We start from the raw sequence: 11,296 nt of genomic DNA, 5'->3' as shown, positions 1-11,296 counted from the left end.
GAGACGACCATGAAGCAACGCCCCGTCCGCAACGCCTTGCCCTGGTTGATCGTGTCGGTATTGATCGTGGCCCTGGACCAGTGGAGCAAGGCCTGGGTGCTGAGCGATCTGCCCGAGTACAAGGCGATCCCGGTCATCGATGGATTCTGGAACTGGTACCGCACCTACAACACCGGTGCGGCCTTCAGCTTCCTCAGCGACGCCGGCGGCTGGCAACTGTGGTTCTTCAGCCTGCTGGCGGTGGCGATCAGTGGCCTGCTGGCATTCTGGCTGTCGCGCACCGCGCGCGGCGACTGGCGTCAGGCGCTGCCGTATGCGCTGGTCATCGGCGGTGCGCTGGGCAATGTCATCGACCGCCTGATCCACGGCCACGTCATCGACTTCATCCAGTGGTACTGGCGCGACCATTACTGGCCCTCGTTCAACATCGCCGACTCCGCGATCGTCGCCGGTGCGATTGGCATCGCCCTGTTCGGCCTGTTCGACGGCAAGTCAGCCAGGAAGGCGCGATAATCCCCGCATGGACGTCCTGCTCGCCAATCCCCGTGGTTTCTGCGCCGGTGTCGACCGCGCCATCGAAATCGTCAAACGCGCCATCGAAACCCTGGGCGCCCCGATCTACGTACGCCATGAAGTAGTGCACAACCGCTTCGTCGTCGACGACCTGCGCCAGCGTGGCGCAATCTTCGTCGAGGAGCTGGACGAGGTGCCGGATGGCGCCACCGTCATCTTCAGCGCCCATGGCGTGTCGCAGGCAGTGCGCAACGAAGCCGAACAGCGTGGTCTCAAGATTTTCGATGCCACCTGTCCGCTGGTGACCAAGGTCCACTTCGAAGTCGCTCGCCACTGCCGGGCCGGCCGCGACGTGGTCCTGATCGGCCATGCCGGCCACCCGGAAGTCGAAGGCACCATGGGCCAGTGGGATGCCCAGCAGGGCAGTGGCCGGATCTACCTGGTCGAGGATCTGGACGACGCCCTGAACCTGGAAGTCGAGCAGCCGGACAATCTGTTCCATACCACCCAGACCACGCTGTCGGTGGATGACACCATCGGCATCATCGAAGCGCTGCAGAAGCGCTTCCCGGCGATGCAGGGGCCGAAGAACGACGACATCTGCTACGCCACCCAGAACCGCCAGGACGCGGTGCGCGACCTGTCCGCGCAGTGCGACCTGATCCTGGTGGTGGGTTCGCCCAACAGCTCCAATTCCAACCGCCTGCGCGAGCTGGCCGAGCGTGAAGGAGTGGAGTCGTACCTGATCGACGGCGCCGAGGAAATCCAGCCATCCTGGATCACCGGCAAGCGCAAGGTCGGGGTGACCGCCGGCGCCTCGGCCCCGGACGTACTGATCGAAGGCGTCATCGAGCGCCTGCGCGAACTGGGTGCCGGCTCGGTCGGCGAACTGGACGGGCATCCGGAAAACATGGTCTTCGCTCTGCCCAAGGAACTGCGCCTGCAACTGGTCAATTGACCGGACCCCGGCCAGCCCCTAAAATTCACGGTCCCGCCGGAATAGCTCAGTTGGTAGAGCGGCGCATTCGTAATGCGTAGGTCGTAGGTTCGATTCCTATTTCCGGCACCACCGATATGACTTGCCGGATTGCGGTTTTTGCCCCAATCGGCCCCAAACGCCCGGCCTGTATAGGTTCCGGGCGTTTTCATTTCCGGGTTTCGTGCGGTTATCCGTCCAACTGCCAGTATCAATTCCCCACGGTTTCCCAATAAGCCATGCCCGCATGGCGAGCATTGCGCCGTGACCAGCCTGGGTATCTGCAGCTGCCTTCGCTGTGGTTGCTTGCGTATCGCACCCTTGACTGAGCTTGAGACCGAAGCTTGCGGTTGTGGACTGCAGCTGTCGCCATTCCGGGTGCTAACGGCATCCATACTGGCAACATCCATTGCCGGCCTGGACACCGCGATCACCGCGCGATACTACGACAGCACTCTGAAAGAAACAGCTATCTGCTGCTTGATGAAGCTGACCGACGACGACTCATCCATATTGTTGGTTGCGATTTCATTACCGGCTGCATCGAGGATGCTGACCGTATAAATCTCAACTGATGATGTGCTATGAGCACTGTCATGGGTAATCAGCACTTGCATCGGCAAGGCCAGAGGCGTTGCGAGTAAGCTGTATGGCTGGCTCGCTTCAACTTCGAGCATGACGGAACTATTAGCCGGTTTGGTCTTGGGGTCGAGAGAGTCGACTCTCACCAGGAAGTTCTTTGCATGAGGCGCAACTTCCATTTTCCTATCAGTTCCGCCGACGGCTGCTGCACTCCTCGCGGTGATTGCAGTGCCAAGCAGTAGTGATGCTGCGCTTATCGGTATGATTCCAAGCAGATTTCGACGATTCCTATCAACGGGCCTCATTGCGTTTCTCCTTGTCCAGGCATGGGGTCAACGACGCAAATATTTTGATTCGTACATCCATGACTATTAATCCCTGAAGCATCTACCGTGTTGGTGAATCCTGTATTACATCCGGGATCTAACCCTGTTCTCGTATCCAATTCCAGCGGGCTGTATCAAGTGGAATTGGAAATCTAGAGATCGAATTACTTTCTCGTCTACGTTAACGGATCTCTTCTCCGATACGAAATGTTAATAAAGTCTCTATTGGGGCGTATTTCGCAAGTCTGTCCATAAAGACGATGTAGACGATGTACAAGCCAGCGTTTGGATAACCATTCTCCTGTAGCCATCAAGCCAACGGCCAAGCTGCTTTGATTAGCATCAATGGCGTCGTCGCATTCCGCCAGATCAACCCATGACCGATGTGGACCTCGCAGGGGCATTGCACTAGGCAGTGGCCCTGCTCAGGGGTGGATTGCTCATTGCGCGTTTTCCTTGCTTGGCCGGGAGATCGCGGTACTCAGGATGAGTCCATGGCCCAACATATCGATGCTGTCTGTCAGTAGTCCCGCGGCAGTCCATGCCGCCTGCAATCATCCAGATCAGGCCCTTTGTCACATGGGCGGCGGCGGTTGTGCCTTTAGAATCGGGGGATTACCGAATCGCTGTACGCATGGGAGTCTGGATGAAGCACGTGGTCTTGGCCGTTTGCCTGGCGGCCTTTTCGCCGATGGTGTCGGCGCAGCAGCAAACCGAAATACCGCCACCGCGCGATGTGCCGTTCGAAGGCACGCTGCGCCTGCAGGTGGATGCCACCGACCTGCAGCGACGCATCTTCCGGGTCAGCGAGACGATTCCCGCGCATCCGGGCCCGCTGACCCTGCTGTATCCGCAATGGCTGCCGGGCAAGCACTCGCCGCGTGGCCCGATCGACAAGCTGGCCGGACTGGTCATCACCGCCAACGGCCAGCGGCTGGAATGGAAGCGCGACCAGTACAACGTGTATGCCTTTCACCTCGACGTGCCCGAAGGCGTCAGCGAGATCGTCGCCCGGTTCGAGTATCTGTCGCCACAGGATGACGACCAGGGTCGGGTGGTGATGACCCCTGACATGCTCAACCTGCAGTGGGATGCCGCCGTGCTGTACCCGGCCGGCTACTACAGCCGCAACATCCCGGCCCAGGCCAGCGTCAAGCTGCCGCCCGGCTGGTCCTATGCGACCGCGCTGGAAACCGCCAGCAAGCAGGGCGACACGGTGACTTTCAAGCCGATCCGGTTCGACGATCTGGTCGATTCGCCGATGTTCGCCGGCCAGCACTACAAGCGGATTGATCTGGACCCCGGTGCCAAACAGCCGGTGCACCTCAATGTTTTTGCCGACGAGGCCAAGGATCTGGAAGCCAAGCCGGAGCAGATCGAGCGGCACAAGGCACTGGTGACCCAGGCCGACAAACTCTATGGGGCGCGCCATTTCGATCACTACGATTTCCTGCTGGCGCTGACCGACAAACTCGGCGGGATTGGCCTGGAACATCACCGCTCCAGCGAGAATTCCGGTGCCCGTGGTTACTTCACCGAATGGGAAAAAACCTGGACCGGGCGCGGCCTGCTGCCCCACGAGTACAACCACTCATGGAATGGCAAATACCGCCGCGGTGCCGATCTGACCACGCCCAACTTCAACGTGCCGATGGGCGACAGCCTGTTGTGGCTGTACGAGGGCCAGACCCAGTTCTTCGGCCAGGTGCTGGCCGCGCGTTCCGGCATGTGGAGCCAGGAACAGACCCGGGCGATGCTGGCGGCAACCGCGGCCGTGTATGACCGTGGCCGGCCCGGCCTGAGCTGGCGCAACATCCAGGACACCACCAACGATCCGACGATTGCCTCGCGCCGGCCGCTGCCCTACCGCAATTACCAGATGAGCGAGGACTACTATTCCGGTGGCCTGATGGTGTGGCTGGAAGTCGACAACAAGCTGCGCGAACTGAGCGGCGGCAAGCGCTCGATCGATGATTTCGCCAAGGCCTTCTTCGGCATGGACAACGGCGTCTGGGAAGTGAACACCTACACCTTCGAGGACATCGTCAGCACTTTGGACCGGATTGCCCCGTATGACTGGGCCACGCTGCTGCGTTCGCGCATTGATGGTCACGGTCCGTTGACCGCCGGCATCGAAGCCAGCGGCTGGCGGCTGGTGTACAAGGACGAGCCGTCGGAAGCGGCCAAATCGGCTGCCGCGCGGCGCAAGGGCCTGGACCTGACCTATTCGCTGGGTTTGAGCCTGAACGAAAAGGGCGCGGTCAACGATGTGCTGTGGGATGGCCCTGCATTCAACGCCCGCATCGGCAGCGGCATGAGCGTGCTGGCCGTCAATGGTCGTGAATACTCGGCGGACGTGATGACCGATGCGGTGACCGCGGCCAAGACCAGCAAGCAGCCGATCGAATTGCTGGTCAAGAATTTCGACCGCATCGAGCCGGTGTCGATTGCCTATTACGAAGGGCTCAAGTATCCGGAGCTGGAGCGCATCGAAGGCAAGCCCGACAATCTCGGCAAGCTGTTGAAGGCGCGCTGAGCCAGGCAGGCCCGGTCTCGCCCGGCGAGACCGGGGCAGGCTAGAGTAAGCGTCTGCCCAAGGGAATTTGATCGTGGCCAAGTCGTCCAGCAAGACCCGCACCGCCTTCGTCTGCAACGAATGCGGTGCCGATTTCAACAAATGGCAAGGCCAGTGCGGCGAATGCGATGCCTGGAATTCGCTGTCTGAAATCGTGCTGGAAAGTGCCACCGCCGCGCCCGCCGCCGCCCGTCGTTCGGGCTGGGCCGGCAAGGCTGAAGTACCGCGCATCACCGCGCTGAAGGACGTCCGCCACAGCGAGGAAGCCCGGGTCAGCACCGGCATCGGTGAGTTCGACCGGGTCCTCGGCGGCGGCCTGGTCGAAGGCGCGGTGGTGCTGATTGGTGGTGATCCCGGTATCGGCAAATCGACGTTGTTGCTGCAGGCGCTGGCGCAGATGTCCGGCAACCTGTCGGCCTTGTACGTCACCGGCGAAGAATCGCTGGCCCAGGTCGCCGGTCGCGCGGTGCGGCTGGGCCTGCCGCTGGACAACCTGCAGGCACTGGCCGAAACCGGCATCGAGCGGATCCTGCAACACGCGGTCGAGGCGCGACCGCGGATGATCGTTGCCGACTCGGTGCAGACCTTGTGGACTGAATCACTGACCGCCGCACCGGGTTCGGTCAGCCAGGTCCGCGAAAGCGCGGCGCGACTGGTGCGTTACGCCAAGGAAACCGGTACCGCGGTATTCCTAGTCGGCCACGTGACCAAGGAAGGCGGCATCGCCGGTCCGCGCGTGCTCGAGCACATGGTCGACGCGGTGCTGTATTTCGAGGGTGAGAGCGGCAGCCGCTTCCGCCTGTTGCGCGCCTTCAAGAACCGCTTTGGCGCGGTCAACGAACTCGGCGTCTTCGCGATGGGCGACAAGGGCCTGAAGGAAGTACCGAATCCGTCGGCGATTTTCCTGTCGGGCAGCAACAGCCAGCAACCGGGCAGCTGCGTGCTGGTCACCCGCGAAGGCACCCGGCCGCTGATGGTGGAAGTGCAGGCGCTGGTCGATTCATCACCGCTGTCCAATCCACGCCGGGTCGCGGTCGGTCTGGAACAGAACCGGTTGGCGATGCTGCTGGCGGTCCTGCACCGGCACGGCGGCATCGTGGTCGGTGATCAGGACGTGTTCGTCAATGTCGTCGGTGGCATCCGGGTACAGGAAACCGCTGCCGATCTGCCGGTGTTGCTGGCGGTGTTGTCGTCGTTGCGCGACAAGCCGCTGGCGGACAAGACGGTGGCCTTCGGTGAGGTCGGGCTGTCCGGTGAAATCCGGCCGGTCCCCAATGGCGAAGAACGGTTGCGCGAAGCGGCCACCCACGGTTTCAAGCGCGCCATCGTGCCGAAGGGCAATGCGCCCAAGTCCGGCAGCTACAAGGGTCTGGAAATCATCGCGGTGGAACGCCTGTCGCAGGCGCTGGAAGCGGCTGCCGACTAGGCTCCGCGGCCGCGTTTTCAAACAAATCAGATATTTTCCCGTTTCCACCGCGCGCATCATGGCGAGCTGTATTTCTGCCATGAATGAGGTTGCCGGATGGAATGGATGGTGTTGCCGCTCAGGCGCTACGCGGATTTCAGTGGGCGCTCGCGACGCAGTGAGTTCTGGATGTTCCAGCTGTTCTACCTGCTGGTGTTGATCGTGCTGGGCATGATGATCGCGATAGGCGCGGTCGTCTCGGACAAGCCCCCGGGCCTGCTGGGAAACCTGGCGCTGGGATTGGTCATGCTGTTCGCGTTGGCCATGGCGGTCCCGATGCTGGCACTGCAGGTGCGTCGCTTCCATGACCAGGACAAATCCGGCTGGATGGTGCTGTGTGCAATGATTCCGTTCATTGGCGGAATCATGGTCCTGGTTTTCATGTGCATGGAAGGCACCCGCGGCCCGAATCGGTTCGGGCCGGATCCCAAGGGCTCGCAACAAGCGGTTTGATCCGGGCGGATGCAACCGACCCAACCCGTCCACGCATGAGTCGTTGACCGGTAAGCCGTTCTTGGATTCGAATGTCAACTGCCGCGAAATGAAAAGGGCCTCATCGAGGCCCTTTTTCATGCTTCCATTACGAGCTTGCAGGTCAGTGGCCGCCCGCCGCGGCACCGCCGGCCTTGGCGTCGAACGGTGGCTTGGCGAACCAGACGAACACGATCACCACCAGGAACAGAATGCCGAGCAGGTGGAAGATTTCGTTGAAACCAATCTGGGTTGCCTGCTGCGAGATCATCCGGTTCAACGCCACCGCGCCGGTCTGCAGGTCACCGTGCCCCAGTGCCGTCACTTGCTGCAGCATGTTGCTGTCGTGGGCGCTGATGTGTTCGGTCAATTGCGCGTGGTGGATGGTGGTGCGCTGGTTCCAGCCCCAGGTGGTCAGTGAGGCGGCGAAACTGCCGCCCAGGGTGCGCACGAAGGTGGCCAGGCCGGAGCCGGCGGCGATCTCATGCGGCTCCAGATCCGACAGCAGGATGGTCAGCACCGGCATGAAGAACAAGGCCACGCCAAAACCCTGGAACAACTGCACCAACGCCACCCGTTCGAAGTTGACGTCGAGGTTGAAGCCGGCGCGCAGGAAGCTGGTTGCGGCCATCGCGATGAAGGCGACGGTGGCCAGCCAGCGCAGATCCATGCGGGTCGCGTACTTGCCTACGAACGGCGTCAGCAGCACTGGCAGGATACCCAGTGGCGCACTGGCGAAGCCGGCCCAGATGGCGGTGTAGCCCAGGTTGCGTTGCAGCCACAACGGCACAAGCAGGCCGACGCTGAAGAACGCCGAGTAGGCCAGCACCATCGCAATCGTGCCGCTGGTGAAGTTGCGATGGCGGAACAGCCGCAGGTTGACGATGGGATCCTTGTCGGTCATTTCCCAGATCACGAAGACGATCAGGGCGACCGCGGCGATGATGCTCAGGGCAACGATCTTGGTCGAGTTGAACCAGTCTTCGTCGTTGCCCAGATCCAGCACGATCTGCAGGGCACCGACGCCCAGCACCAGCATCGCCAGGCCCATGTAATCCATCTTCGGCGTTTCCAGTTTCTCCGGCCGGCCCTTCAACTGGCGACCGACGACGATGCTGGAGAAAATGCCGATTGGGATGTTGATGAAGAAAATCCATTCCCAGCTGTAGTTGTCGGTGATCCAGCCACCGAGGATCGGTCCGGCAATCGGCGCGACCACGGTGACCATCGCCAGCAAGGCAATGGCCTGCCCGCGTTTGGCCGGTGGATAGATCGAAATCAGCAGCGCCTGGGTGACCGGATACATCGGCCCGGCGACAAAACCCTGCAGGGCGCGGGCGGTGACCAGCAGGCCCATGCTGTTGGCAATGCCACACAGGAACGAGGCGATCACGAAGGCCAGTGTCGCCCACATGAACAATTTGCGTTCACCAAAGCGGCGGGTCATGAAGCCGGTCAACGGCAGCGCGATGGCGTTGCTGACCGCGAACGAAGTGATGACCCAGGTCGCCTGGTTGGCGCTGGCGCCCAGATTGCCGGAAATCGTCGGCAGCGAGACGTTGGCGATGGTGGTGTCCAGCACCTGCATGAAGGATGCAAGCGCCAGGCCTATCGTCGTCAGTGCCAGGTTGGGTGGGGCGAAGGCCTTGGCTGGTTCCGGGGTGACCGGCAAGCCAAAGCTTTCTTCCTGTTCGGCAATCGTGGACATGGCTTACTCGCGCGCGGAGGCGGGCAGGTTCTGCTCGATGATGCGGGTGATCAGCGCATTGGCATCGGCCAGCTGCTTTTCATACGCGGTGGTCGAGAGCAGCGGCTTTTCGTTATTGCGGGCAGCAGCCAGCATCGGCCCACTCTGGTCGTGGATATCGACATCCACGCTCATGCTCAGGCCCAGCCGCAGCGGATGATCGGCCAGCTGCTTGGGATCCAGGTCGATGCGGACCGGCACGCGCTGGACGATCTTGATCCAGTTGCCGCTGGCATTCTGCGCCGGCAACAGCGAGAACGCGCTGCCCGTGCCCAGGCCCAGGCTGCTGACCTTGCCCTGGTAGGTGACGTCGCCGCCGTAGACATCGGACTGCACTTCCACCGGCTGGCCGATGCGCATGTCATGCAGCTGGGTTTCCTTGAAGTTGGCTTCGACCCAGACCTGTTCCAGCGGCACGATGGTCATCAGCGTGGTACCCGGCTGCACGCGCTGGCCCAGTTGTACCTGGCGCTTGGCGACATAACCGGACACCGGCGCAACGATCGCGTTGCGCTGCAGGTTGAGATAGGCCTGGCGCAACTGCGAGGCGGCCAACTGCACCTGCGGGGTTTCCTGCAGGGTGGTGGCATCGACCAGGGCGCGGCTGCGCGACAACTGGCCACCGGAAGCGCTCAGCGCGGCTTCGGCCGCGGCCAGCACGTCACGGGCATGCGACAGCTCTTCACGCGAGACCGCGCCGCTGGCGACCAGACCCTCGCGACGCTTGACGTCGGCGCGTGCCTGATCGACCGCGACCTGGCGGGCGCGGACGTCGGCCTGGCCGGCGCTGACGTTGCTGTACAGGCCACGGACCTGGCGGACGCTGCCGGCAAGATTGGCCACCGCCTGGTCATAGGCGACCTGGGCGTCATTCGGATCCAGGTGCACCAGCGCCTGGCCGGCACTGACCTTCATGCCATCGTCGGCGTCGATGCTGACCACGGTGCCGGCGGTCTGCGGCACGATGCTGACCACGTTGCCCTGCACGTATGCGTCATCGGTGTCCTGGTGCCAGCGTGCATACAACAGATAGAACGCGGCCCAGGCCACGCCGACGACGATGACCACGGCGGCCAGGATCAGCAACGCCCGGCGGCGCTTGCTGGGTTTGGGTGCGGCGGGCGCCGGCGTCGGGGTTTGCGAAGCAGTGTTGGAATTCATGGCGTGTCCACCGGAGATTTGGACGAAGTGTCGGCAATGGGGAGGGGAGCGTCTTCAAGCACCAGGCCACCGCCCAGGGCGGTGTCCAGATCGACCATGCTCATCAGGCGCTGCGCCTGCAGGCTGGTCAGTTGCTGTTCGATCTGCAGCAGCGGCCGTTGTGCGGCCAGCACGTCGATCTGGGTGCCAAGTCCGGCCGAATAGCGCGTCCTGGCCAGATCCCAGGCGGCCTGCGCGGCCTGCCGCGCGCGTTGCGCCGATGCGATCTGCTGATCCAGCGACTGCGCCGCCTGCAATGCATCGGTGACTTCGTTGAGCGCGCCGACCAGGGTCTGGTTATAGGACGCCACCGCCAGATCGTAATCGGCATCGGCGGCATCCAGCTGGTTGCGCAACGCGCCGCCTTCGAAGATCGGCAGGCTCAGCGCCGGACCGCCGAAGCCCAGCAACGCATCGCTGCTGAACAGATCCGACAGGCCATCGGAGGCCAGGCCGACAAACAGGTTGAGGTTGACGCTGGGCTTGAAGCTGGCCTTGCGTGCGTCGATGCCGCGGTTGGCGGCTTCGACCTGCCAGCGTGCGGCGACCACGTCGGCGCGGTGGCCGAGCAGTTCGCTGGGCAGGACCGACGGAATCGCCGGCGTGGTGGCCTGCAGCACCTGCGGGCGGGCGATCGACAGGCTGCGGTCCGGGCCCTTGCCCAGCAACGCGGCAATCGCGTTGCCCAGCGCATCGATCTGCTGCTGCGCGGCCTGGGCCTGCTGTTCGCTGCTGGCCAGGGTGCTTTCGGCCTGGCGCAGTTGCAGGTTGTTGTCGAGGCCGGCGTCGACGCGTTGCTGCGCCAGCGACAGCAGATCGGTGGCGCGCTGGTGTTCGTGATTGGCCACGTCGCGCGCATCGTAGGCCTGGGCCAGGTTGATGTAGGCGCGGGCGATGTTGGCCGCCAGCGTTACCCGTGCGGCCTGTGCCTCGACCTCGGCGGCCTTGGCCTGGCCTACCGCGGCTTCCCATTGCGCGCGTTTGCCGCCCCACAGATCCAGATTCCACTTGAAATCCAGCGCAAGCACGTCGGCTGGCAGGTACTCGCCACCCAACGGCGGTTCGGCCAGGGTTTCGGGCAGGATGGCACCGGCGTACTGGGCACTGCCGGCCAGCGTCGGTTTACGCGCGGCATTGGCCAGTCCGGCCTGGGCACGCGCCTTGCGCAGCCGCGCGTCGGCCGCGTCCAGCGACGGGGTGCCTTGCAGGGCTTCGTTGATCAGCGCATCCAGTTGCGGATCGCCCAGCGCATTCCACCAGTCCTGCCGTGGGAATGCGGCATCGCTGAGGGCGTGCGCCGACAGACTCTGGCTGGCGGTCAGGCTGTCGGCGTCGCTTGGTTGTCCGGCCGGGGCCAGGCCGCCAGTGCTGACACAGCCGGACAGCAGCATGACAACGGTCATCGCCGCGGCCAGGGGAGAGCGGAGCAGGGAATATTGTG

The 11,296-nt window shown here is 63.0% G+C and carries 9 protein-coding genes and 1 tRNA gene; 6 read left to right on the top strand and 4 right to left on the bottom strand.

All coding sequences use genetic code 11. The features are described 5' to 3' along the window. Positions 1 to 9 precede the first annotated feature (9 nt). The 3 genes from lspA to ABB29_RS11115 all read left to right on the top strand — a co-directional run bounded on the left by lspA (position 10) and on the right by ABB29_RS11115 (position 1,582). Positions 10 to 513, top strand: coding sequence for a signal peptidase II (gene lspA, locus ABB29_RS11125; protein ID WP_057659463.1), 504 nt, complete (start codon positions 10 to 12; stop codon positions 511 to 513). A 7-nt stretch (positions 514 to 520) separates the two neighbouring features. Beyond that, positions 521 to 1,471, top strand: coding sequence for a 4-hydroxy-3-methylbut-2-enyl diphosphate reductase (gene ispH / locus ABB29_RS11120; protein ID WP_057658991.1), 951 nt, complete (start codon positions 521 to 523; stop codon positions 1,469 to 1,471). A 35-nt stretch (positions 1,472 to 1,506) separates the two neighbouring features. Further along, positions 1,507 to 1,582: transfer RNA gene (locus ABB29_RS11115), tRNA-Thr, on the top strand. A gap of 350 nt (positions 1,583 to 1,932) precedes the next feature. Here the strand turns inward: ABB29_RS11115 and ABB29_RS11110 are convergent. Then, positions 1,933 to 2,376, bottom strand: coding sequence for a hypothetical protein (locus ABB29_RS11110; protein ID WP_157062608.1), 444 nt, complete (start codon positions 2,374 to 2,376; stop codon positions 1,933 to 1,935). 667 nt (positions 2,377 to 3,043) lie between these two features. On the opposite strand from ABB29_RS11110, the gene ABB29_RS11105 reads away from it, so the two are divergent. The 3 genes from ABB29_RS11105 (at position 3,044) to ABB29_RS11095 (ending at position 6,890) form a co-directional block, all read left to right on the top strand. Next, positions 3,044 to 4,933, top strand: coding sequence for a M61 family metallopeptidase (locus ABB29_RS11105; RefSeq protein ID WP_057658988.1), 1,890 nt, complete (start codon positions 3,044 to 3,046; stop codon positions 4,931 to 4,933). Between the two features lie 73 nt (positions 4,934 to 5,006). After that, on the top strand, positions 5,007 to 6,398 hold the full coding sequence (gene radA, locus ABB29_RS11100) for a DNA repair protein RadA (protein WP_057659460.1): 1,392 nt from the start codon (positions 5,007 to 5,009) through the stop codon (positions 6,396 to 6,398). Positions 6,399 to 6,494: 96 nt separating this feature from the next. Further along, on the top strand, positions 6,495 to 6,890 hold the full coding sequence (locus tag ABB29_RS11095; RefSeq protein WP_057658985.1) for a DUF805 domain-containing protein: 396 nt from the start codon (positions 6,495 to 6,497) through the stop codon (positions 6,888 to 6,890). A 142-nt stretch (positions 6,891 to 7,032) separates the two neighbouring features. On the opposite strand, the gene ABB29_RS11090 is transcribed toward ABB29_RS11095, so the two are convergent. Genes ABB29_RS11090 through ABB29_RS11080 form a run of 3 tightly spaced genes read right to left on the bottom strand, consistent with a single transcriptional unit; the run spans position 7,033 to position 11,258 of the window. Continuing rightward, on the bottom strand, positions 7,033 to 8,616 hold the full coding sequence (locus tag ABB29_RS11090) for a DHA2 family efflux MFS transporter permease subunit (RefSeq protein WP_057658983.1): 1,584 nt from the start codon (positions 8,614 to 8,616) through the stop codon (positions 7,033 to 7,035). 3 nt (positions 8,617 to 8,619) lie between these two features. Next, on the bottom strand, positions 8,620 to 9,816 hold the full coding sequence (locus tag ABB29_RS11085; RefSeq protein ID WP_057658981.1) for an HlyD/EmrA/EmrK family protein: 1,197 nt from the start codon (positions 9,814 to 9,816) through the stop codon (positions 8,620 to 8,622). After that, positions 9,813 to 11,258: an efflux transporter outer membrane subunit gene (locus ABB29_RS11080; RefSeq protein WP_245622607.1), complete on the bottom strand. Its 1,446-nt coding sequence runs from the start codon at positions 11,256 to 11,258 to the stop codon at positions 9,813 to 9,815. The genes ABB29_RS11085 and ABB29_RS11080 overlap by 4 nt, the downstream gene beginning before the upstream one ends. Positions 11,259 to 11,296: the final 38 nt, after the last annotated feature.

Source organism: Pseudoxanthomonas dokdonensis, from assembly GCF_001431405.1.
In the GTDB taxonomy this organism is placed as follows: domain Bacteria; phylum Pseudomonadota; class Gammaproteobacteria; order Xanthomonadales; family Xanthomonadaceae; genus Pseudoxanthomonas_A; species Pseudoxanthomonas_A dokdonensis.
Note: the sequence above shows the minus strand (reverse complement) of the source record. Positions and strands in the feature narration are given on the sequence as shown.